25 protein-coding genes are annotated in these 21,383 nt (G+C 43.3%); 9 read left to right on the plus strand and 16 right to left on the minus strand.

Translation table 11 applies throughout. From position 1 onward, the window contains the following. Positions 1 to 28 precede the first annotated feature (28 nt). Positions 29 to 229 carry a hypothetical protein gene (locus AC04MM_RS08945; protein WP_475380003.1) on the minus strand — a complete coding sequence of 67 codons (201 nt, stop codon included), beginning with the start codon at positions 227 to 229 and terminating at the stop codon, positions 29 to 31. Between the two features lie 181 nt (positions 230 to 410). On the opposite strand from AC04MM_RS08945, the gene AC04MM_RS08950 reads away from it, so the two are divergent. After that, complete coding sequence (locus AC04MM_RS08950) at positions 411 to 1,322, plus strand: hypothetical protein (RefSeq protein ID WP_475380004.1); 912 nt, start codon at positions 411 to 413, stop codon at positions 1,320 to 1,322. 17 nt (positions 1,323 to 1,339) lie between these two features. On the opposite strand, the gene AC04MM_RS08955 is transcribed toward AC04MM_RS08950, so the two are convergent. From AC04MM_RS08955 to AC04MM_RS09020, 14 genes are read right to left on the minus strand one after another with little or no spacing between them, the layout of a single operon-like run. Then, positions 1,340 to 1,825 (minus strand): GNAT family N-acetyltransferase, encoded by a 486-nt coding sequence (locus AC04MM_RS08955; RefSeq protein ID WP_475380005.1) that lies wholly within the window; start codon positions 1,823 to 1,825, stop codon positions 1,340 to 1,342. A 40-nt stretch (positions 1,826 to 1,865) separates the two neighbouring features. Then, positions 1,866 to 2,258, minus strand: a complete 393-nt coding sequence (gene tsaE, locus AC04MM_RS08960) for a tRNA (adenosine(37)-N6)-threonylcarbamoyltransferase complex ATPase subunit type 1 TsaE (RefSeq protein WP_475380006.1) — start codon at positions 2,256 to 2,258, stop codon at positions 1,866 to 1,868. 29 nt (positions 2,259 to 2,287) lie between these two features. After that, entirely contained in the window at positions 2,288 to 3,019 is a 732-nt protein-coding gene (locus AC04MM_RS08965; RefSeq protein WP_475380007.1) for a pyridoxine 5'-phosphate synthase, read from the minus strand. 1 nt (position 3,020) lies between these two features. Next, positions 3,021 to 4,415, minus strand: coding sequence for a phosphoglucosamine mutase (glmM, locus tag AC04MM_RS08970; protein WP_475380008.1), 1,395 nt, complete (start codon positions 4,413 to 4,415; stop codon positions 3,021 to 3,023). Positions 4,416 to 4,426: 11 nt separating this feature from the next. Further along, on the minus strand, positions 4,427 to 4,837 hold the full coding sequence (locus AC04MM_RS08975) for a CdaR family protein (RefSeq protein ID WP_475380009.1): 411 nt from the start codon (positions 4,835 to 4,837) through the stop codon (positions 4,427 to 4,429). Next, on the minus strand, positions 4,837 to 5,652 hold the full coding sequence (gene cdaA, locus AC04MM_RS08980) for a diadenylate cyclase CdaA (RefSeq protein WP_475380010.1): 816 nt from the start codon (positions 5,650 to 5,652) through the stop codon (positions 4,837 to 4,839). The genes AC04MM_RS08975 and cdaA overlap by 1 nt, the downstream gene beginning before the upstream one ends. A 16-nt stretch (positions 5,653 to 5,668) precedes the next feature. Further along, positions 5,669 to 7,627 carry an ATP-dependent zinc metalloprotease FtsH gene (gene ftsH / locus AC04MM_RS08985; protein WP_475380011.1) on the minus strand — a complete coding sequence of 653 codons (1,959 nt, stop codon included), beginning with the start codon at positions 7,625 to 7,627 and terminating at the stop codon, positions 5,669 to 5,671. A 43-nt stretch (positions 7,628 to 7,670) separates the two neighbouring features. Continuing rightward, entirely contained in the window at positions 7,671 to 8,648 is a 978-nt protein-coding gene (gene tilS / locus AC04MM_RS08990) for a tRNA lysidine(34) synthetase TilS (RefSeq protein WP_475380012.1), read from the minus strand. A gap of 9 nt (positions 8,649 to 8,657) precedes the next feature. Continuing rightward, positions 8,658 to 10,082, minus strand: a complete 1,425-nt coding sequence (locus AC04MM_RS08995; RefSeq protein WP_475380013.1) for an aldehyde dehydrogenase family protein — start codon at positions 10,080 to 10,082, stop codon at positions 8,658 to 8,660. 11 nt (positions 10,083 to 10,093) lie between these two features. Then, positions 10,094 to 10,378 carry a hypothetical protein gene (locus AC04MM_RS09000; RefSeq protein WP_475380014.1) on the minus strand — a complete coding sequence of 95 codons (285 nt, stop codon included), beginning with the start codon at positions 10,376 to 10,378 and terminating at the stop codon, positions 10,094 to 10,096. Positions 10,379 to 10,409: 31 nt separating this feature from the next. Next, complete coding sequence (locus tag AC04MM_RS09005; protein WP_475380015.1) at positions 10,410 to 10,844, minus strand: type II toxin-antitoxin system RatA family toxin; 435 nt, start codon at positions 10,842 to 10,844, stop codon at positions 10,410 to 10,412. 21 nt (positions 10,845 to 10,865) lie between these two features. Further along, complete coding sequence (locus tag AC04MM_RS09010; RefSeq protein ID WP_475380016.1) at positions 10,866 to 11,120, minus strand: hypothetical protein; 255 nt, start codon at positions 11,118 to 11,120, stop codon at positions 10,866 to 10,868. 49 nt (positions 11,121 to 11,169) lie between these two features. After that, on the minus strand, positions 11,170 to 12,135 hold the full coding sequence (gene glpX, locus AC04MM_RS09015; RefSeq protein WP_475380017.1) for a class II fructose-bisphosphatase: 966 nt from the start codon (positions 12,133 to 12,135) through the stop codon (positions 11,170 to 11,172). Continuing rightward, complete coding sequence (locus AC04MM_RS09020) at positions 12,114 to 12,542, minus strand: acyl-CoA thioesterase (protein ID WP_475380018.1); 429 nt, start codon at positions 12,540 to 12,542, stop codon at positions 12,114 to 12,116. The genes glpX and AC04MM_RS09020 overlap by 22 nt, the downstream gene beginning before the upstream one ends. Before the next feature lie 41 nt (positions 12,543 to 12,583). On the opposite strand from AC04MM_RS09020, the gene pgsA reads away from it, so the two are divergent. Both pgsA and AC04MM_RS09030 read left to right on the plus strand, forming a co-directional pair. Next, a complete protein-coding gene (gene pgsA / locus AC04MM_RS09025) occupies positions 12,584 to 13,135 on the plus strand; it encodes a CDP-diacylglycerol--glycerol-3-phosphate 3-phosphatidyltransferase (RefSeq protein ID WP_475380019.1) in 552 nt (183 codons plus the stop codon). Positions 13,136 to 13,166: 31 nt separating this feature from the next. Further along, the gene (locus tag AC04MM_RS09030; protein WP_475380020.1) at positions 13,167 to 13,301 is read left to right on the plus strand and encodes a hypothetical protein; all 135 of its coding nucleotides are present in this window, start codon (positions 13,167 to 13,169) and stop codon (positions 13,299 to 13,301) included. A 45-nt stretch (positions 13,302 to 13,346) separates the two neighbouring features. On the opposite strand, the gene AC04MM_RS09035 is transcribed toward AC04MM_RS09030, so the two are convergent. Then, positions 13,347 to 13,790: a hypothetical protein gene (locus AC04MM_RS09035; protein ID WP_475380021.1), complete on the minus strand. Its 444-nt coding sequence runs from the start codon at positions 13,788 to 13,790 to the stop codon at positions 13,347 to 13,349. An 83-nt stretch (positions 13,791 to 13,873) separates the two neighbouring features. Here AC04MM_RS09035 and AC04MM_RS09040 point away from each other — a divergent pair, with 83 nt between their 5' ends. The 6 genes from AC04MM_RS09040 to AC04MM_RS09065 all read left to right on the plus strand — a co-directional run bounded on the left by AC04MM_RS09040 (position 13,874) and on the right by AC04MM_RS09065 (position 21,313). Further along, positions 13,874 to 15,139, plus strand: a complete 1,266-nt coding sequence (locus tag AC04MM_RS09040) for an MFS transporter (protein ID WP_475380022.1) — start codon at positions 13,874 to 13,876, stop codon at positions 15,137 to 15,139. A gap of 2 nt (positions 15,140 to 15,141) precedes the next feature. Further along, on the plus strand, positions 15,142 to 16,809 hold the full coding sequence (locus AC04MM_RS09045; RefSeq protein ID WP_475380023.1) for an Rnase Y domain-containing protein: 1,668 nt from the start codon (positions 15,142 to 15,144) through the stop codon (positions 16,807 to 16,809). A 241-nt stretch (positions 16,810 to 17,050) separates the two neighbouring features. Beyond that, positions 17,051 to 17,650 carry a DUF4956 domain-containing protein gene (locus AC04MM_RS09050; RefSeq protein WP_475380024.1) on the plus strand — a complete coding sequence of 200 codons (600 nt, stop codon included), beginning with the start codon at positions 17,051 to 17,053 and terminating at the stop codon, positions 17,648 to 17,650. Between the two features lie 10 nt (positions 17,651 to 17,660). Beyond that, on the plus strand, positions 17,661 to 19,439 hold the full coding sequence (locus tag AC04MM_RS09055; protein WP_475380025.1) for an HlyD family secretion protein: 1,779 nt from the start codon (positions 17,661 to 17,663) through the stop codon (positions 19,437 to 19,439). Then, positions 19,393 to 20,547 carry a hypothetical protein gene (locus AC04MM_RS09060; protein WP_475380026.1) on the plus strand — a complete coding sequence of 385 codons (1,155 nt, stop codon included), beginning with the start codon at positions 19,393 to 19,395 and terminating at the stop codon, positions 20,545 to 20,547. Before AC04MM_RS09055 ends, AC04MM_RS09060 begins: the two co-directional genes overlap by 47 nt. Next, positions 20,537 to 21,313: a VTC domain-containing protein gene (locus AC04MM_RS09065; RefSeq protein WP_475380027.1), complete on the plus strand. Its 777-nt coding sequence runs from the start codon at positions 20,537 to 20,539 to the stop codon at positions 21,311 to 21,313. The genes AC04MM_RS09060 and AC04MM_RS09065 overlap by 11 nt, the downstream gene beginning before the upstream one ends. The last annotated feature ends 70 nt before the right edge of the window (positions 21,314 to 21,383 follow it).

Here is a 21,383-nt window from a genome sequence, read left to right on the forward strand (position 1 = left end):
ACAATAAGACTAACTATCGGCTAAAACTTTAAGCCATTCTCGTCGTGCGGGTATAGGGCTTTTTCTTTAACGGCGGATAAACAGGCCTAGGTTCATTCTTTGACGGCATATCCTCAACCACCGGCGCCTTATAATCGTTATATTTGACTTCGCGGTTTTGCACCATAACAAAGGCAAACATTCCGACAATACTTGCAACTGAGAACCATTGGATAAGCTGTGTAATCATAGTTTCCTCCTGAAACTACCTGTAAGACACCGCCCACCCCGGACCAAGGTTAAAGTAAACGTCAAAAATATCGACGATTTTGTAGAATTTACCGGGCAGCAAGTCATGGTTTATACCGGCTGCGCCAGAAGAAAAGCTTGTTTAGGCTAAATTTCGCAAGGCAAAGGTCCGATAAAAAACCATGGGATTTGAACAAAACTGGGAACATTTTTTTCAAGATGCGATTTTATCAGTCGAAGAACTTTTAGCGTCTAATCCCGATCCAGAGCTTTTAAAAAAATCAAAATTAAAAATCGCCTTCGATCACAAATTTATCAGCTGGAATGAATATAAAACCTGGGCCTCTGCATTTTACGGTGTTCCGGTTTTAGAAAAACTAGATGAACAATCAATCACAAAACTTCGCAAACAACATCTTGAAGTAGTTGAGGGTTACAGCCAGTACACGGCGCTCAATTCCGAACTTATCCCGCTGCAAACCTGGGATGGGCATCTGTTGGTTGCAGGCTTAGAGTATAGCGAAAAAGTTTTATCCCTGCCGCAGGCTATTTTTGTTTTGTGTTCGCCGGAAAATCTGGCTTTTATTTCAAACACACCGGTAAGAAAAATTCTTGAACCACTCGATCCGGTTATTGAGATCAGAGAAAATACACCTGCGCCGCAGTTACATGCTGTGTCTGAATCCGGCATGACCGGGCAGCATGTATGGCAAAACTTAGAGACCAATCACGGAGATTTCTCTGAGATCGCTCGCAAAAATTTTGACGCCTACGTCGTGCTGCGCGTAACCGCGCAACAAAAAACCGAACTCTATAAAATGGATGAAGATCTCGAAAAAGAACAGCTGGATCTCATGCTATTTTCTTATGATTTAAACGAAGATAACCCGTTTGCTAATGTTTTTAAAAATCATTTCACCGAAACTTTTAACATCAACCAGCTAGGTCTAAAAATCCTGGATTTTAAATACGCTTGTATTTCGGCAATCAAGCTTGGACCAAAAGTTGTTGGCTTTCTTGTAGGATTTAAAACCACTCACCTTTCTCAAGACGATATCACCACCCTGGAATCAATCTCGGAAAAAGCCGTTTAATTGCCAGGCCTGGCGTTTTAAATTTTCTTCTCCATAAAATGCACTTCCGGGTGATCTAAGCGCGGCCCCAGATCGAGCCACCCGTTTTTTTCGTAGAATTTAATCGCGCGAATATTCGTTGGGCTTACGCTAAGCCGAAGTTTTGTTAAATTCATATTTTTGAAGAATTGAACAACATACTGATCTAATTGATCTCCGATACCATGCCCACGAACTTCAGGCGTTAAATAGTACAAATTCACATAACCACAACTTGGATCTGTATTTAAAAAACCTAATTCAAGTTGCCCTATGATGTTACCATCACACCAACAGTGCACAGCGAGCCATGGGTCTTTGGCGATTTTTGCGGCTAACCACTCAAGGTAACGTTCGGCCCCTTTACCATCGCTTTCGTGAAATTTTGAGGCATCACCAAAACTTGCAACAAATGAATCTTCACGAAACTTAGTGCAGACTGCTTTATCCAGAGGTAAATTTATCGGCTTAAACTCAATAGTCATAAAAATTACTTCCCGGGTTTTCTACTTACGACCTGCCAGCTTAAAGGTTTTCGAGTGTCACTTCGCGTTCAGTTTCAGAAGTTTTAGTAATGTTGATGCGGGTGATATCCCAGTCGAGCGGCCATAAATCATCAGAAATCTTGGACGACCATTCGACAAATACCATCGCATTTTCGTCTGCAAATATCTCCCAAAACCCCGTGGCGTCGATTTCTTCCATATCTTCTAAACGGTAGAGATCAACGTGAACCAGGTTTTTATACTGCTGAATCAATGAAAACGTTGGTGAACTGACCAGATTGATATTCAGTTTTTTCGCCACTAGACTAACAAAAGTTGTTTTGCCCGCACCTAAATTTCCTTCAAGTAAAAAAAGATTTTTACCTTTTAGCTTAGGCGTAAGAAACTCTACAACCTTGTCCCAATCAGACATGCTTTTTATAAAAAACACATCTTTAGACATTAATTTAAAGCTTTCACCATTTTTTGCACCGAAGTTTTTAAACCATCGGTTAACGAATAACAAATCAGGCTGTGCCCGATATTCGCTTCTACTAAATACGGAAGTTTTTTGATCAACTTCGCGTGGGCGTAATCAAGGCCGTGACCTACGTGTACACGTAAACCTAAACGATTGGCTTCATGTGCCGCTTCAACCAGGCGATTGTATTCAGCTTTTTTCTTTGCGCCTTTGAGCAACACCCAGTGACCAGTGTGAAACTCGACAGCGTGCGCCCCGCACAGCGCCGAAGCTTCTACCTGAGCAATTGAGGGCTCGATAAACATTGAAACTTTAATTTTGGCTTTCGCCAATTTGTGCGTCATTGCCTCGAGCGTTTTAAAACCTTTTAAAACATTTAAGCCCCCCTCAGTGGTCAGCTCGGCTCTTTTTTCAGGAACCATGCACACCCAGGTCGGTTTGTGTTTTAGAGCGATTTTAAGCATTTCATCGGTTGCACCCATCTCGAGATTGATTTCGAGAGGAGACTTTTTGCAAAGTAAGGTGACATCGTAATCCTGGATATGGCGGCGATCCTCACGTAAATGGATAGTGATTTGTTTAGCCCCACCGGCCTTGGCCAGTTTTACCATCTCAAGCATATTAGGGTATTCTGTGGTCGCCCCCCGCACCTGTCTGAGGGTGGCTGCGTGATCAATATTAACACCTAAACGAACTTTATTCTTTGAACTCATACTAACTTAACTCTTTTTCTAAAAAGGTAGCGATCTCTTCTGCGATCGCCGAGATTTTTTCTTTTGATGAACCTTCAGCTAAAATTCGGATGAGCGGCTCTGTGCCGGAAAAGCGGATAAATAAACGGCCATCGCCGTTTATTTCTTTTTCTTTTGCGGCAATTAATTCTTTATAACCTTTTATTTGATCTAGCGGCTTGCGGTTACGTACGCGGCAATTGATTAAAACCTGCGGCATCTCTTCAAAGATGGCGGCTAAGTCACTTAATTTACGGCCGGTTTGGCGCATAACCGATAAAACGTTGAGTGCGGCCACCGTGCCATCTCCGGTTGTTGAGTGATCAAGAAAAATGATATGGCCGGATTGCTCGCCGCCAAGATTGTAATTATTCTTACGCATCTCTTCGACAACGTATTTATCACCAACATTAGTCTTAATGGTCTTAATGCCAAGTTCGGTCATCTTTTTTTCCAAACCGAAGTTAGTCATCTGGGTGACAACGATGGTGTTGTTTTTAAGTTCGCCTTTTTTCTTCATGTGAACTGCACAGATAGCGATGATTTTATCACCGTTAATGATCTGACCTTTGTCATCGACCATAACGATACGATCTGCATCCCCGTCTAAACCGATACCCACATCTGCGCGGTATTGGCGAACAGCCGCCGCAATATTTGCTGGATGAAGGGCACCGGATTTATCATTGATGTTGGTGCCGTTGGGCTGTGAGCCCAAATGAATTACTTCAGCCCCCAGCTCTTCAAAGATCGCAGGACTTACTTTGTAAGCTGCTCCGTGAGCCGTATCTAAAACAATGCGCATGCCTTCTAAAGTGTGCTCTAACGGGAAGGTGCTCTTTGCATGCACAATGTAGCGCCCCTGGGCATCTTCAATACGGCGGGTACGGCCGACTTCATTTGATGGCGGCAATAATGACAATAGATTATCTTCGGCAACCAATCGTTCGATGTCCTTTTCTAAAGTATCATCTAATTTAAATCCGTCTGGCCCGAAGATTTTAATGCCGTTATCCTGATAAGCATTATGAGAAGCCGAAATAACAATACCGGCAACGGCACGCATAGTACGGGTTAAATAACCAATACCCGGCGTTGGCAATGGCCCTACCAGCTGAACATAAATCCCCATCGAGTTTAAACCGCTGGAAAGCGCCTGTTCAATCATGTAACCAGAAAGACGTGTGTCTTTTCCGATAACAACTTTCATGTTCTTAGACGTTGAAGAAATTCTTCCGGTACGGATCAGGTATCCGATGGCCTGACCGACTTTAACAACCACATCGGGCACCATCGGAAACTGATTTGCAGTTCCGCGAATGCCGTCTGTACCAAACAATTTTGTTATTTTTTTATCTGCGCTTTTATTCTCTGACATAGAGTCAGATTCTAGTTTTTTATCTTCGCTATTTCAACACGAATCACGTTAGGCTTAACATTTAGAACCTTTACCCCGGACGGCACATCGATACGGCTGTTCGGGACATCAATCTCAATTAAACCTTCACCACTATCAGAGAGGTCGAAAACAACTTTTTTGAAGATATCCTTATATTTTTTAAGCACCGGTTGGGCACCAGAAATCTTAACACGGAGTTTATCATGGCTTTGGCCTGCAACCATGTAGCCTGGAGGCAACACCAGCTGAACATCCATCTCTTTTGTGGTCACAAAATCACGGCGGCCCAGAATTGAAATCCAGAGGATTAAAGCAACAAATAACGAGACCACTTTGTAACTTAAGTTATCTGAGAAGAACGATTTCACGAAACGTAACTTATCGACTTGAGGTTGCGGCATTAAGTAGCCCCTTCGTGATGATGAACTTTATATTTTAATCCAAAAGCTTCGTACAGGGCCATACGCACATCGATCAATTCGACGTTCGGCCGCATATGGCCGCCGGTTACGATACTGATGGATTTTGTCTCTTCTGAGACCACCAAAACCACCGCATCTGTTTCTTCCGTTAAACCAATGGCTGCACGGTGACGCGTACCCAAATTTTTATCCAAGGCCGGGTTTTTACTGAGCGGTAAAAAACATCCCGCATAGGCAATTTTACCGGAACGGATTAACACGGCCCCGTCATGCATTGGAGCCTGTGGGTGAAAAATCGAAAGAATTAATTCAGCCGATACGCGCGAATCCATCTCGGTACCGATTTCAATGTGGTAGTCGACCATAATGTCTTTTTCGATAACCAGAAGTGCACCATAGCCTTTTTCGGCCGCAGTAATTACCCCTTTGGCAATTTCTTCGACCATGTGGGTTTCCATCACTGCTGAGACGTCAGAAAAAAGCGGATGACTGCCGATTTGCGCCAAGGCTCTGCGAATCTCGGCCTGAAATAACACCACAATGATAACAAATAAATTCGAGAAAAATTTATCCAAAAGCCAGTTCATCGTGAACAGCTCAAACCAGATCGTCATGATGTAAGTGATCGCCAGAATACCAAGACCGGATAAAATCTGAACCGTACCCGTGCGGCGGATAATCATCAGCACACGGTAGATAACCAACCACACAAGCAGGATGTCGAAAACATCCTGCGCTCTTAAGTGTGAACTAATAAATACTAAATTTTCCCAGAACGTTTGAAAATAAGCCATGCTTTACCGGTAGTACTTACGATACCGGTACTGGTTTTTTTCCAGTCGGGATTGGTGTCGTATTGTCTGGATCAATAATCATACCCTGATTGCCCCCACCGCTTGATGAAGAGCTGCTTTCTTTTTTATTGGCACGAACTTTATGAATCTCAGAAACCGCAGCCCCTTTAACCAACATATCAACTTCAGAGCCGTCGATAGTTTCAAACTCTAACAGAGCTTGCGTGATTTTTTCTAAAGCTTCACGGTGATCTTTTAAGATTTTTAACGCCGTTGAGTAACCCGTATTGATGATTTTTGAAATCTCAGCATCGATTTCCTGCGCCTTAGCTTCCGAGTAATGCTTTTGCTGATTTCCGTGCCCCATTCCTAGAAACACCGGACCATCGTTTTTCTCAAAACCAATCGGGCCTAATGGAGACATACCCCATTCGCAAACCATTTTACGGGCCATACCGGTGGCACGCTCAATATCGTTTGCAGCACCTGTCGTGTAATCTGTAAAAATCAACTCTTCTGCCGCTCGTCCACCGAAAGCAAAAGCAATCCAGTTTTCTGCCTGACGTTTTGAGAAAGAAACGGCGTCTTTTTCAGGTAAAGTCTGCGTAAGCCCTAAAGCCATACCACGAGGGATAATCGTTACTTTGTGGATAGGATCAAGACCTGGAAGCATAATACCTACAAGCGTGTGGCCTGCTTCGTGGTATGCCGTATTTCTACGGTCTTCTTCTGAGATCACCATCGACTTACGTTCCGCACCCATGATGACTTTATCCTTCGCTTTTTCGAAATCTTCCATCTCAAGGTATTTTTTATCGGCACGGGCCGCAACTAACGCAGCTTCGTTGACTAAATTTTCTAGATCAGCACCGGAAAACCCAGGAGTACCGCGTGCAATTTTAGATACATCGACATCAGGGCCTAGCGGCGTTTTTTTCATATGCACCGTTAGAATCTGCTCACGGCCTTTAAGATCTGGTTTACCCACAACAACACGACGGTCAAAACGACCCGGACGAAGTAAAGCCGGATCCAGTACGTCTGGTCTGTTGGTCGCAGCAATTAAAATAACCCCTTCAGTCGATTCAAAACCATCCATTTCAACTAACAATTGATTTAGGGTTTGTTCGCGCTCATCATGACCGCCGCCCATACCGGCACCACGGTGGCGTCCGACAGCATCGATCTCATCGATAAAGATTAAACAAGGCGCATTTTTCTTACCCTGCTCAAATAAGTCACGTACACGGCTTGCGCCCACGCCCACAAACATTTCTACGAAGTCAGAACCAGAAATTGTAAAAAACGGCGCACCGGCTTCACCGGCCACAGCTCGCGCCAGTAAAGTTTTACCCGTTCCCGGAGGGCCAACCAACAGTACGCCTTTAGGGATACGGCCACCGAGCTTGGTAAATTTTTTCGGGTCTTTTAAGAAGTGAACGATTTCTTGTAAATCATCTTTGGCTTCATCTACACCGGCTACGTCTTTGAATGTCACGCGGTTTTTATTTTCAACTAAACGGGCACGTGATTTACCAAAAGACATTGCTTTACCGCCACCAGCCTGGATCTGGCGCATGATAAAAATAAACATACCGACGATAAGCAGTAACGGTAACCAGTTAATAAAAAATGAGGATAGAAAACTGTCCGACTGGGCGTTTTCATATTTCGGAATGTAACCGAATTTTTTAATCTCTTCGTAGGCTTTATCGGTATCGCCAGAAAATTCGAAACGGTGGCCTGAGTAACGTTTTTCAAATTCGGGTTTAATTTCACCACGGATGACTTTTGCATCCGGCATGAAAATAATTGAATCATCTTTAACTTCTTTTAACTCGACCGCTTTTAAGAATTTTGGATAATCAAAATCTACAATTGTTTTTTGACGTTTAATTTCCCAGGCCTGGAAAACAAAAATCGACATAATTAAGATAAAAAACCATAGGGCCAGTGTTTTTTGATTTGTCTTCATCGCTGAATACTTTCTGCGCGCCTCCAGCGCGACTTCCTACTTGCTACGAATCTGTTTTTACTAATTCTAGCACAACTTGCTGCGCGTTAATAAACCAATTAACGCCAGCCACAGAAAATATGAGGTCTTTTTGATTTTTGTCGAGCCGCTTAATCACTTCTTCTAGTTGACCCTGTGAAAATTCGCGCTGCCCGATCCCCTTCAGGGCCCTTGCTAAGCATTTAAACTGGTCTGAGTGACCCAATTGCAGAAATAGTGTGCGATCAAACAAGGCTTTGGTCGGAGTGTGGTGTTTATCAAGCTCATAATTAATATCAATGAGTTCATCGTCATTGTGAATCTCATTTAATAAACGCGCCAAGGAGTCGCTCAAATTACCCAGTGACCCCGGAACTTTGGCCGCCAAAGTTGGCAACCATTCATTGCGCAGCCAATTACGCAGATAGTCGTTACGCTGGTTACTCGGGTCTTCAAGCCAGGTTAAACCTTCAACAGCGGCGTAAACTTTAAGTTCATCCTTGGTAAAAGATAATAACGGACGTAACGTCTGCCCGTTCCAGAATTTAAAGCTGGTTAACCCCTCAGGACCGCTTCCGCGGATCATTTTTAACAGCCAGGTCTCAAGCAAATCATCTTTGTGATGGGCTGTCACAAACACGCTATGCGGAAAATCACCCTTAAGCTTGGCAAAAAACTGCAGGCGTTTTTGCCTGAATTCGTCTTCGCTTTTTAATTTTTCCAGGGATTTACCGGAGAAAAACTCTAAGCCATAGGCCTCGGCCTTGGCCTTTACCATTTGCATCGCCTGATCACGGTATGTTTGCACGTCGGCTGAAGCGGATTCACCGTGATGGAAATGGCCCACGATCATTTGGGCTTTTGGTTTTAGTTTGTGTAAAACCGATAACAGCACCATGGAATCCAGGCCGCCGGAAACAGCCAAAATAAAAGAATCACGGTTTTCCAGCCCGTGCTTTTTTAACTGTTTCCAGACTGAATGCTCAAAATCATTCCATGACATAAATAACTTTTATGTAAATCTTGTCGTACTGACAACCTGAATATCGGTAAATTCGGTAAAACCGTGCATTCCCAGCTCGCGGCCGATTCCTGAAGTTTTAATGCCGCCAAACGGAAGCATCGCATTCGAGGCCACCGCATCATTGATTGCGACAAGTCCGGATTCGAAACGCAGAGCAACTTCCTGCGCATGATGAATGCTTTCAGAATACACCGAACCGCCCAAACCAAAGTTCGTCTGATTGGCAAGCGTAATGCCTTCTTCAAGGGTATTAAACTCAAAAACCAGCAAGGTGGGCGAGAAAAACTCGGTGTTTTTTAAATATTTAGCCAATTCATCGGTCATTTTTTTAATTTTAACAATTCGAATAGGCACAAAAGCCTGCCGTGAAGGTTCATCCGCCAAAGCTTTTACTAAAATATCTTCCGGGCTTCGCTCATAAACAACATCGCCAAAATTTTTTAACACACTAAAGCGGGCTTCATCTTCGCCTTTAAAGCGGGCCGCAGCCAACGGCCCCAAGGTGGTATTGCGGTCAAAAACACTTCCCCATTGGTATTTGTCAAAATTTAAGATCAATTTTTCAATGAACTCTTTGCAAACTTTTTTATCGACAATCGCCCGCTTCGCCGCAATACAGCTCTGTCCGGTGTTTTGCAGTCGCGAGCGCGTGATATTTATCGTTGATTTTTCTAAGTTGGCATCAGCCAAGACCAGGTGGGCATCGCTGCCGCCAAGTTCAAACACCCCGCGCTTCATGTACTTGCCAGCATATTCAGAAAGGGTAAATCCGGCCTTCACCGACCCGGTCAGACTTACGCCGTGCACACGACTATCTGCGATGACTGATTCAGTTAAACTGTGATCAAAAATTAAATGGTCAAAAATATTTTTAACTTCAACCTGAGATAAGATTTTTTTAATATAGTTACCGGTCGAAGGCGTATTTTCCGAGTGTTTCAGCAAAACCGTATTACCAGCAAGCAGTGCCGGAAAAATCATGCGCACCGATTGCCAAAATGGAAAATTCCACGGCATCACCCCGAGAATAATACCTTTTGGTTTATGGTAAATCTGATGGCTGATATTTTCGGAATCAGAAAAGGTTTTAACCGGCTTAACATCAAGCTCTGGACACGGATTCGTGCACATATACTCAAGAGCCTGCAACGACTTGTCGATTTCTGCGAGTGACTGAGCATAGGGTTTACCCATCTCTTCAGTGATGGCCTTGGCTAACTCATCCTTGGTCTGATGAAAAAGACCCACCGCCGGGCGTAAGACTTTTTGTCTTTCGGCAAACGAGAGCGCTTTCCAGCGGTTAAAGCCAATATGCAGATTCTCTAGGGAGCGCGAAATATCCGTAGCTGTTGCAAACGGATATTCATGCAAAAATGCCCCCGTTGCCGGGTTATACGTTTTAAATGTAGCCATAGGATTATGTCTTAAGTTTTAGGGTCTTCTTTTTTCATAATTTCAATCTCTGCCGTCACTTTAAATTTGTGATTTTCGGCAAATTTCGAAAATTCTTTTACGAAATCGATCTTTTGAATCAAAGTGATCATTTCGTTTGTCGCTTTTAACGTGATATCGTCCTTGGTTTTTAAAACCTGTCCGACAACTGTCGTTAATAGTTCTTTAGAAATATCAGTAGGCGAACCGGCGGTTAAAATCTTTTTAATCGCATCAGTGATTTTGGGATCTTTTTTTTCGTTGTCTCCGTTAGCCATAGTTGAGCACCCGCATCCTGCGCATCTTGCGCTACTTCCCGTAAATGGTTTTGATTCGTTTTTTAAAATTATTGATCATGATCGGCAAATTCACACTGACCAGCGTGTTAGCCATCGGGCCCGGAACCAGCATCCCAAAAGTGGCCTCAACTGAGTAGTTCACCTTACACTTATCAGCACCTTCCGGGGCAATTTGCCAGCTGCCTTTCATGGTTTTAAACACATCGCCGCCAATAAAATGAAAATCCAATTTTGACGGAGCTGTTTCAGTTGACTGTAACTTGTATTTGAATGTTTTAACCAAAGAAACATTGTATTCCATTTCTTTAACTTTGCCGTCGTTTTTGGTGATTTTTACCGATTTAACCTCGGGTAAAAATTCAGGGTATTTTTCAAAATCAGATACGATTTTGAAGAATTCTTCCGGTGTGCAGTTAAAAACTTCCGATGTTTGTGCTGTTGCCACGATAATCTCCTTATTGATCTTTTAACTTTTCTTAAATAATGCTTCAGCGGCGGCTTTCAGTTTAGCCTTTTCATCAACAGCCGGACCTTTACCGGACGGCTGAAAAAAATCACAGAAATTAAATTTTTCTTTATCGCGAACGACATCCGCCGATGGTTCACGACATTCGTTATAGGCTTTAGGATCGTAGAAATGACAGTTTTTACATGCGTGCAGATCTTGCCTGCAGTGCAAACACTCTTCGCGGTAGCCGACTTTTGCATCGACTTGATTCACCTTTTGGCATTTAAAACAAATCAGTTCCATAGTTTACGCTAACCCAAGGTTACTTGACTTCGGATTTAATTGAAAAATCGTGGTAAGTTTCGACATTTCTGATTGTGCCGGTTTGCGAACGCATCACCACCGAGTGCGTGCGTGCTTTACGACCCGGGTAAACTTTAACACCTTTTAGTAAAGGGCCGTCGGTTACGCCGGTTGCACAAAACATCACATGCCCTGAAGCCAGTTCATTTAAAGTGTATTTTTTATTTAAATCTTTAACACCCATGCGGGCCGCTCGCTGTTTTTCGTCTTCGTTTCTGAATTTCAGACGACCCTGAAAATCTCCGCCTAAACAGCGCATTGCGGCCGCAGAAATAACACCCTCAGGTGCGCCGCCGATACCAAACAAGACATCAATGCCAGAGTCTGGCCAGGCTGCTGCCACGGCGGCAGATACATCGCCATCGCCGATTAAGTGGATACGTGCGCCGGCTTTTCTGACTTCGGCGATTAAAGCTTCATGGCGAGGGCGGTTTAAGATAACCGCTGTTAATTCATTAACAGGTTTTTTTAAAGCTTCTGAAATGCGGTTTAAGTTTTCAGTCGCTGATTTATCAATATCGATGCAGCCTTTAGCTTCTGGGCCCACGGCGATTTTATCCATGTAAGTATCCGGAGCATGTAAAAAACCACCACGTTCAGCCATGGCCATCACTGAAATCGAACCTACACCGCCGGTCGCACAAATCGTTGTTCCTTCTAACGGATCTAAAGCGATATCAATGGCCGGAGCATCGTCCGTTTTATTACCAACTTTTTCACCGATATATAACATCGGCGCTTCATCACGCTCCCCTTCACCGATCACCACAGTTCCATCCATACGGACAGAATCAAAGGCCTTTCTCATTGCATCTACGGCAGCCTGATCTGCGGCTTTTTCTTGGCCTGAACCAATCCATTTAGCTGAGGCAATTGCGGCTGCTTCGGTAATACGTACAAATTCTAAAGCCAGGTTTCTGTCCATGGGGTGTCCTTTTTTACTGCGTCTTGATATTTGCCTGCCAGACGCTTGGGTTTTAACTTTTCATTTACACTACAGTGAGTGGTCTCAGCAATGGCACAAATCTTTGTGTCATTAAATACTTTGTATTGAAATCGCAACACGATGCCTTCAATTTGCGCCTGCATCTCGATACGCACATTGTCGTTATATTTAATCGGTGCTTTATGTTTTACGCGGGTTTCAACCACTGTCAGATCGAAAATATTCTGATGTTCAAAGGCCAATTCGCTTGGCAAGTGGGCAACAAATTTTTTGCACCATGCAACGCGCGCCTCTTCTAAATAGCGTAGGTAGTTCGTGTGGTGAACAATCCCCATCAGATCAGTCTCGTAAACGTGTACAGTTCGCGCATAAGTAAACATCGACATATCTTGACATAAGGGCACCTGCTCACTCAAGATCATTTCTGATGAAGAAACTTCCTCTCATTCTTACGGTGGCCCGTATCTTTGCGACGATTCCAGTGGCAGTGTTGTTACTCTACAGCAGTGACTTTCCCGGTTATTACTTTGACTGGATTGCGGTAGTTCTTTTTTATGCAGCCTCTATCACTGATTACTACGATGGCTATTTTGCCCGTAAATATAATGCCGTAACTAACTTAGGTAAATTCTTAGACCCGGTAGCCGATAAGATTTTGGTCATGGCTATTTTGGTCATACTTCTGCAACAGCAGAGAATTGACCCGTGGATGGTCATTCTCTTTTTAACCCGTGACACCTTGGTTGGCGGCATCCGTGCTGCGGCTTCAGCGGACGGCCTGGTGATCCCTGCCCAAACTACGGGCAAATGGAAGGCGGCATTACAAATGATCGCCGTTCCTTTCATGATGGTGAATGAAATACATCCCTATATCCCCAACCTTAAAATAGGCTATGGACTTCTCTGGTTCAGTGTTTTATTAAGCCTTATCAGCGGATGGGATTATTTTAAACTCTACTTGGACGAGAAAAAGTCTTAAAAAGGGATAGGTCATGCTTCACTATATGCAAATGAGAAATTGGTTTATCGTGTTCATGGCTCTAACACTTACCTACATGATTCATCAGAAAATGAACCAGCAGCGTGGCGGTCACTCAATGGCCGGCCTGCGTGCACAGGCGTTCGTGACCTCAATCTTTAAATAGTTGCGCTGCTAATTTAATCAGCCAGCGCCACTACTCACTTTAGACTTACAGTAAAAAGAAAAATTTTAACCAGCTTAAGAAGCCTTCTTGGCTCGGAATATCGGCACAATTGGTGAAGTTTTGCAGTAAACGGGCATTTCTGTCAGTCATACCTTTTGACAAGCGCCATGGCTCGTACGGAAAAAACGCAGCCACCACACAATTGCCTGCTTGTACAGCGCCCCACTTGCGGTCTTCACTCGAAGCCATATGAATTTCGTTTGTACGTAGATCTTTAATCGCAACTGAAAACGAGAACACCTGCGCATTAAAGGGCTGGTCATTGGTGATCACGGCCTGTGGCGCGACCTGCTCAATTTTTTGCACTTCACCGACAACTTTCGATTTAAATACAAATGAAAAATTCCAGATAAACACCCAGAAAAGAAAAAAGAAAACGATGAAACTAATTACGGCTTTTTTTGCTGTTGATAATATTTTTAACCACATTCTTATTTTGTACCACATAACGCAGGACGTTCACAAAAGAAAACCTTTAAGAGACTACTCTCAAAAGATAGACTTTAAGGATTGTGTTTACCAGCTTAGAGAAAAAGATATTAACAGTTTTAGCTTTTGTTCAATTTAACCACATTGTGGACTTCATGATTATCATGCCGATGGGTACACAATTGATGCGCCTATTTGATATTCAAGCCCAGCAGTTCAGTCTTTTGGTTTCAAGCTACACCTTCTTTGCGGGCCTTTCCGGTTTTTTAGCTTCATTCTATATGGATCGTTTTGACCGCAAAAAAAGTCTGCTGTGGTTATTTACCGGCTTTACCTTAGCTACGATATTTTGCGGAATTGCCCGCGATTATCACACTTTATTGGTTGCGCGTGCGCTTACCGGTTTTTTCGGTGGCGTGATGAATTCAATCATCTTATCCATTACTTCCGACCTGATCGATTACAAACGCCGGGGCATGGCGATGGGATTTTTAGCGACGGCATTTTCCGCAGCTTCGATTTTTGGCGTACCGTTTTCAATCTTTCTTTCACAATCTTTCGAATGGTATGCGCCGTTTATCTTTTTAGCCCTTCTGTGTGTAATTATTTTAGTTGGTATTTACCGTTACGTTCCGAGTGTTAATAGCCATCTTACCGAAAAATCTATTCCCAATGTCCCGCGCCCGACTTTCTGGGCACCGGTATTTGCGGTGTTGCAATCACCAGTGCAAAGAATTTCATTGGTCTTTATGTTTTTTGTGATGTTTTCGCATTTCAGCATCATTCCATTTATCGCAACTTCGCAAGTGGTGAATGCAGGGTTAAGCGAACAACAGCTGACCTTAATCTACTTGATCGGCGGTATTTGCTCATTCTTCAGTGCGCCGATTGTCGGTCGCATGTCCGACAAATACGGTAAAGCCAAGATTTATCTTTATTCGATTTTATTTTCAATACTGCCGATTTTTTTAGTGACCCACCAGGGTAAAGACAGCCTTTGGGTTGTCTTGCTGGTTGCCAGCCTGTTTTTTATTTCAGCAGGATCTCGCATGATTCCGGCCCAGGCTCTGGTCTCAGCGGCAGTTTCATCACAACAGCGCGGAACTTTTATGAGCCTTCTCAGCTGTTTACAGTCTTTAGCCATGGCCGCCGGCTCATACATTGCAGGCCTTATCGTCTCGATCGATCCTAAAGACGGTCGTTTATTAAATTACCCCGCTGTTGGCTACATGGCCATCGGTGCTGGTTTATTCACATTAGTTATTTTACAAAAATTAAAATATTTAGATCAGCCGACCGCTACTGACCATGAATCAATGGTTGAGGCTGAAGTACAAGGACAGATATAATTATGAGTTTAGATGTTATTATCAATTTTATTATTGGCTTAACCGTTGGTGGCATAAGTATTTTTGCCATTTCACGTGCGGTTCAGCGCATGGTGCTTAAAGAAGCCAAAGAAGAAGCCGCCGATATCGTTAAAGAAGCGCAGGATCAGTTTCAGTTAGAAGAAGACGAACGCAACGAAGTCGTCCAGGAAATCGAACTGACGGCCTGGGGTAAAGTCGAAGAAGCGCATTTACTGATGGAAGGACGCTGTTCTGATCTAGAACAACAGATCGCCGAACGTAAAAAATCACACGAAGAAACCGATAAGACAAACCGTGCGAGTCTTTTTAAACTGGAAACCGACTTACGTGATCTATCTATGCGCCTTGCTGACCAGCAAAAATCATTTCAGGTATTTGTCGAAAAACTAAACCAGCTAAAACAGAATTATCAGACTCAGTTGCAGAATAAAACCCAACTTAAAGAAGCAGATGTTATCCGCGACATCACCACCCAGCTGATTACTGAAGCTAACCAAGATTTTGAAAATTACATTAATTTTGCCGAAGAAGAGCATAAAGAGTTTGCCGAACAAAAAGCCAAACGTATCTTGGGTTTATGTATTGACCGCTTCACCAAAGAAATGAGCACGGAAAGAAATATCGCTTCGAGCTATTTTCCAGATGAAAAAATCCGCGCTCACTTTTGCCACGCTTTAAAAGAAAATATTGCAGCGGTTGAAGAAGTTACCGGCTGTGATATTTTTATCGATGAAAATCCAGATCCAGAAAGATTACTAAATATTCAGGTCATTGGTTACGATCCTGTTCGCCGTGAACTGACCCGCCGCTTGTTTGAAAAAATCTTTAAAGACGCAGAAAAACACAACAAGCCGCTGCCGGCCGAGCACATCCGTAAAACCGGCGAAAACTTAAAAAATGAACTATTAAAACAAATCAAAAAAGACGGCGACTTACAGGCAAAAGAACTGGGTATGCAGAATATCCACCCTGAAATTCGCCAGGTCATGGGTTCGTTACGCTACCGTTATTCATACACCCAGAACCAATACTTTCACTGTGCTGAGGTGGGCTGGTTTGCTTCACTTTTGGCTGCAGAAATTAAAGCTGATATTAAAAAGTCTAAGCGAGCCGGCTTACTGCATGATTTAGGTAAAGCCCTGGATCATCAATTCGACGGTTCACATGCCGTAATCGGCGCTGATTTTATCGAAGCCCGCGGCGAAGACCCGGAAGTCGTACATGCCGTACGCGCCCATCACTACGATGTACAGCCGGAGGCCGATATGGATTTCTTAGTTATCGCAGCCGATGCAATCTCGGGCGGACGCCCAGGCGCTCGTCGTTCAACAATGGAAACGTATACACAAAAAGTGACCGGTCTGCAGGAGATCTCAAAGCGTTTTCAAGGCGTTACCGATGTGTTTGTCTTAAATGGCGGACGCGAGTGCCGTGTACTGGTTAACTCACGCCAGGTTGACGATCTAGGAGCCTTACAGATCGCTGAAAAGATCGCCAAGACCATTGAAGATGAAATGCAATACCCAGGTCAGATCAAAGTCGTTGTTGTACGTGAAACCATTGCGACCGAGTCCCGCCAAGGCCATCAGGACGGCGGACACCGGGGCAATCACGGACACCGCGATGGCCACCGTGAGCGATCTCGCTAACTAAAGCTTTGCTGCAATAATCCGGGTGACAAACTTTTGTACACCCGTGAAATGAATTCCACATAAGCGTATTTTAATTTATAGAACACCGTTTATCTGCGAAAACATGAGTTCAGAAAAAAACTAACAGAAAACTAACGATTTCTGAGGCAGGCCCATGTTTGATTTCGGAGTATTAAATTCAACCGCAACCCACGTCAGTGAATTTTCAATTCTTTTCGCATTCTGTTTATCCTTTGTCATGGGATGTACGATAGCTTACACCTACATCAAAACCTTCCGCGGGCTCTCGTATTCGCGTAATTTTATTCATTCTTTAATTCTAAGCCCGATCGTAACGGCCATCGCCATGCAGGCCATCGGGGATAACGTAGCCCGCGGTATCGGCATGATGGGCGCAGTCTCACTACTGCGTTTTAGAACTAACATCAAAGACCCACGCGATATGTTTTTTATCTTTGCCTCGCTGGCATTGGGTTTGGCCGCCGGAGCGCATTCTTACATTATTGCGGTATTTGGTACGCTGGCTTTTGCGATTGTCGCTGTCATTCTTCACAAAACGCCGTTTGCCAACGAAACCTACTTTGACGGATTATTGCGCTTAAACCTGGATAAAACCGGTGATGACGTTCGGGCTTTAGAAAAACTGCTATCTGAACATTGCCAACAGTTTTATCTGCTCAATGTGCGCGAAGTAGCTCAAGGTGACCGCGTCGATTACACATATCAAATTAAATTTAAACCCGGCAAAACATCACATGATCTGGTTGTGCAGGTGCAAAAGCTTCCTACTGCCAAAGCCGTCAATGTGATGATGCAAGAAACTGTCGTGGATTTATAGGGTGAGTGCTATGAAACAAATAACCAGTAAAAACCATAATGTTCTGATCGCTTCCCTCATCGGCGCGCTGGTGATCTGCGCCGTGCTTTATAATTCAATCCGGGTTGAGCGCATCGGCTTTTTAGGAATCGCTGATTCAAAAGAGCTGCAGATCAATTTTGAATATCCGGTTGAAGTTAAGCGCGTGCATGTCATCCAGGGGCAGAATGTACGCAAAGGCGATCTGATTTTGGAACTTGATCAGTCTGAGTTAAATACCCGTATCCGTGATGTGGATTTTAGAATGAACCGCCTTCAGTCCGAGATCACTTTACGCAAGCAGATCGGCCGCATTATGCCAAAAGCCAAGCCTGCAAAAAATGCCGGCGTTTTTATGGACCCATTACAGTCTGAATATGATGATCTGGTTAAAGAAAAAGACTACCTTGAGAAAAAGAAAAAAAATCTCTATGTGTTTTCGCCTGCTGATGGCGTCGTCGGACAGATTAACTTTAAAGTCGGCGAAAAAGTCGATGCTTTTGTTACACTGATGTCTCTGGCCAACAGCTCGCCGACTTTTGTAACCGGCTTTATTAATGAAGGCATGGATGTGTCGTTAGTCGAAGGCCAACAGGTCAAAGTCCGTTCGGCCGCAAGAAACGATGTAACCACCACTGCGGTGATTAAAAGTATCGGTCGCAGAACGGTTGAGATGCCATTGCGTTTATTAAAGTATCAAAACGTTGTTGCCTATGGCCGCGAAGTAACTTTAGAGCTGAGTGAACATAATCAATTTTTAATCGGTGAAAAAGTGATCGTTGACCCGTCGAAACCACTTTTTAGCTTTATGGCTATGGCGAAAGCCTCAAAATTTGAGATACTTCCAAATTTTGAACAATCAAGCCATTTTTCGCTTAAGAAAATGGAAATCGGATCAGCCATTTACGAACAGACTAAACTTGAGCCCTCTGGTGCCATCTGGTTAAACGATTTAAACAAATATCTCGTGATCAGCGATGACACCAATGCCACGCACTCACCGCTACTGTTTTTAATGAACCGTGACGGAAGCGTTGATAACGCCTTACTTAAAATAAAAAACTTACCTGAAATCATGGATATTGAATCGATCGCCCAAGATGAGAATTTTATCTACCTTCTCTCATCCCAGTCGCGTAATTCAAGTGGTGATGTTAAAGCACACCGAAGTTTAATGGTTAAAGTTAAGCGCGATGGTCTGGATTTAACGGCAGTAGCCAGTTTTGAACTGCGTCCGTTATTATTAAACGCTCTGGCAAAATCGGCAGATGCAGAACTAAAACAGCTTGGCCAAACCATACAAAACGGCAGCAGTAAAAACGGCGATCTTGATATTGAAGGTATGACGTTAATCGGAAACGATATTTTATTGGCTCTAAAAGCCCCTCACACCGCGAATGCTGAAAGCTATGTGCTGCGCTTAAGTAACAAAGACTACATTTTTACCCATAAATATTTTTACAGCCAGCAGGTTTCTCTGGAAGCAAAGCTTAATTTTACCGGCCGAAGCGAGACCGACGAAAAAAACACTATGGGCTTAAGTGACCTGGTCTATGCAGATGGCAGCTACTACCTGTCTACGACTTGCAGCAAAGGCAACTGCTCAGCTCTGTGGAAAACAGATCAGTTAAAAACAGATCGTTTAAAGCTATTAAAGACGTTTCCGGTAAACCAGCTTGAAGGGATCGCCATCGGCTTTAAAAATGAAATTTTAGGCGTTTTCGATGAAGGTAAAAACGAACCGTACTATTTTATCAATGAAGCACACTAATCTAACCTTACTAGCATTATGTTTCGTTGCGATTCAGGCATCTGGTTTTCAGTCACCATTTAAAGATGCGCAGCTAAGCGTTGCTAATAAAGATCTCGAAGGACAAAAGTACGAATACACTCTGCAATTTAAGCTGTATGGCTTTGATGAGTACCGCAAGTGGAGCAAGGTTAAAGAAATTGACTCGCGTTTTCGCAGCCTAAACAGTCAGTTTGTAAACTCTGAAACAGATCTCAATAATATCCGTAGCTACATCCAGGCACTTGATGTTAAGCAAAAACAAAAACAGTTTGCCGAATACAACAAATGGATGAGCCGTTTTCGTGATTCATTGACCGCTACGTACGAAAACTCAAATGCCGATGTAAATACGGTCTTAAAAATCATCGCCCAGGACGAAGAAAAACAAATCATGGGCCTTGAGCTGAATGAACAAAAAAACGAATTAGTACCGCTGCTGCAGCAAATGAAACTAAACTGGGAGCAGGTTCCGGAAGAAGCGGTCTTAAATGTTAAAAACATTCATCAGCTGATTGATTCTTTCAGTACCAACTACTTAACCACTCAGTCAGCTAAAGCCTACGATTTGTATTCAAAATTAGCTATGGCCGAGTACGAGTTTAAACGTGCCGAAGACAGTGCGATCTTTGACGGTTTTGAAGTGATCTACGAAAAAGATTATGAAAAAGCCAACAACGAAGCTGCTTTCGGGTTAAAGGCCGTATTTAATTTAAACTTTTTGCGCGAAGACCAGACACTGTACTACTCGGACCGTTACAATTTACAGCGAAAGCTGTTGACCGAAAGAACCAGTGCGCAGACACGAACCAATGAGCTTAAAAACATCAAAGAGACTTTAAAGAATGATATTGAACTGGTGCAGCAGCTACAGAAAACCAGCTTTAAAGAAGATAAATTTTTAAATAATAAAAAGAATATATATAATGTCATTGATCTGCAGACTATTCAAAGTATGCAAAAAAATAAGTTCGACAAAAATGCAAAGCTGATTTCTCTAAAAACCTCGATCTTAGATAAAATTTTGACCTTGATGTACGAATCTGAACGCCCATTAACTTTGGCGGAGCTTAAAAAGTATGTCAGATAACCAAGCCGGCGTTTCACCGCTGTTCTTTGAACGCTACGAGATCAAGTATTTGATCCCTTACCGTTTAGTCGATCCGATCTCTGAGTATGTAAAAGCATACTGCGATATGGACTATTATTCGCAGATTTCGCCAGACAGCTTTTATACCATCAACTCGCTCTACCTGGACTCGCCGTCACACACTTTTTATCATTTTTCTGACGGCGTAAATCCAAAGCGCCAGAATATGCGCATACGCTCGTATGGAGATGAGCCGAAGCCTCCGTATTTTTTCGAAATCAAAGAAAAAACCGCAGACTTTGTTAAAAAAAGCCGCGCCAATGTTAAAACCGCAAATATCCAGTCTGTCCTCGAAGGAACTTACAAACCTGAAGACGTAGATATGGGATCAAAAAAAAATCTGGAAAAATTCTTAAGCTATGCCCAGATCTACAATGTACGCCCGCAGGTCTTAACCCAGTACCGCAGACGGGCTTTTTTATCTAACGTCGAAGATTACGTACGCATTACTTTTGATGTTGATCTTAAGTGCAAAGAAGAACATGAGTTTAACCTCTGGCCAAACCCGCGCGAGATGCTAAGCTATGATTCTTCCTTAATTTTTGATGATGGCGCAAGCCAAGAGAGCCTGGCTATCTTAGAGCTGAAATGCGAAAGTCGTGTGCCACTGTGGTATTTAGATCTAATACGTGTTTTTGAACTCGAGCGCGGCTCGTTTTCAAAATATAAAAACTCACTTGAGCGCGTAACCCGTCTGTACCTATAAAGCACATCGTCTCAGTGTGAGACAATATGCTTAAAACCACTTCTGTCAGCCTAAAATGTTACCTTACGGT

It is taken from the genome of Bdellovibrio sp. SBM16 (genome assembly GCF_056175625.1).

What these genes read in the sequence shown, in the direction of transcription:
- AC04MM_RS09020 (WP_475380018.1), bottom strand. Translation starts at nt 12,542, where the DNA reads ATGTCGATGTTTACTTATGCGCGAACTGTACACGTTTACGAGACTGAT.
- AC04MM_RS08950 (WP_475380004.1), top strand. Translation starts at nt 411, where the DNA reads ATGGGATTTGAACAAAACTGGGAACATTTTTTTCAAGATGCGATTTTA.
- AC04MM_RS09045 (WP_475380023.1), top strand. Translation starts at nt 15,142, where the DNA reads ATGAGTTTAGATGTTATTATCAATTTTATTATTGGCTTAACCGTTGGT.
- AC04MM_RS09035 (WP_475380021.1), bottom strand. Translation starts at nt 13,790, where the DNA reads ATGTGGTTAAAAATATTATCAACAGCAAAAAAAGCCGTAATTAGTTTC.
- AC04MM_RS09065 (WP_475380027.1), top strand. Translation starts at nt 20,537, where the DNA reads ATGTCAGATAACCAAGCCGGCGTTTCACCGCTGTTCTTTGAACGCTAC.
- AC04MM_RS08995 (WP_475380013.1), bottom strand. Translation starts at nt 10,082, where the DNA reads ATGGCTACATTTAAAACGTATAACCCGGCAACGGGGGCATTTTTGCAT.
- AC04MM_RS09000 (WP_475380014.1), bottom strand. Translation starts at nt 10,378, where the DNA reads ATGGCTAACGGAGACAACGAAAAAAAAGATCCCAAAATCACTGATGCG.
- glmM (WP_475380008.1), bottom strand. Translation starts at nt 4,415, where the DNA reads ATGTCAGAGAATAAAAGCGCAGATAAAAAAATAACAAAATTGTTTGGT.
- pgsA (WP_475380019.1), top strand. Translation starts at nt 12,584, where the DNA reads ATGAAGAAACTTCCTCTCATTCTTACGGTGGCCCGTATCTTTGCGACG.
- AC04MM_RS09055 (WP_475380025.1), top strand. Translation starts at nt 17,661, where the DNA reads ATGAAACAAATAACCAGTAAAAACCATAATGTTCTGATCGCTTCCCTC.
- tilS (WP_475380012.1), bottom strand. Translation starts at nt 8,648, where the DNA reads ATGTCATGGAATGATTTTGAGCATTCAGTCTGGAAACAGTTAAAAAAG.
- AC04MM_RS08945 (WP_475380003.1), bottom strand. Translation starts at nt 229, where the DNA reads ATGATTACACAGCTTATCCAATGGTTCTCAGTTGCAAGTATTGTCGGA.
- cdaA (WP_475380010.1), bottom strand. Translation starts at nt 5,652, where the DNA reads ATGGCTTATTTTCAAACGTTCTGGGAAAATTTAGTATTTATTAGTTCA.
- ftsH (WP_475380011.1), bottom strand. Translation starts at nt 7,627, where the DNA reads ATGAAGACAAATCAAAAAACACTGGCCCTATGGTTTTTTATCTTAATT.
- tsaE (WP_475380006.1), bottom strand. Translation starts at nt 2,258, where the DNA reads ATGTCTGATTGGGACAAGGTTGTAGAGTTTCTTACGCCTAAGCTAAAA.
- AC04MM_RS08965 (WP_475380007.1), bottom strand. Translation starts at nt 3,019, where the DNA reads ATGAGTTCAAAGAATAAAGTTCGTTTAGGTGTTAATATTGATCACGCA.
- AC04MM_RS09050 (WP_475380024.1), top strand. Translation starts at nt 17,051, where the DNA reads ATGGGATGTACGATAGCTTACACCTACATCAAAACCTTCCGCGGGCTC.
- AC04MM_RS08975 (WP_475380009.1), bottom strand. Translation starts at nt 4,837, where the DNA reads ATGCCGCAACCTCAAGTCGATAAGTTACGTTTCGTGAAATCGTTCTTC.
- AC04MM_RS09060 (WP_475380026.1), top strand. Translation starts at nt 19,393, where the DNA reads ATGAAGGTAAAAACGAACCGTACTATTTTATCAATGAAGCACACTAAT.
- AC04MM_RS09030 (WP_475380020.1), top strand. Translation starts at nt 13,167, where the DNA reads ATGAGAAATTGGTTTATCGTGTTCATGGCTCTAACACTTACCTACATG.
- glpX (WP_475380017.1), bottom strand. Translation starts at nt 12,135, where the DNA reads ATGGACAGAAACCTGGCTTTAGAATTTGTACGTATTACCGAAGCAGCC.
- AC04MM_RS08955 (WP_475380005.1), bottom strand. Translation starts at nt 1,825, where the DNA reads ATGACTATTGAGTTTAAGCCGATAAATTTACCTCTGGATAAAGCAGTC.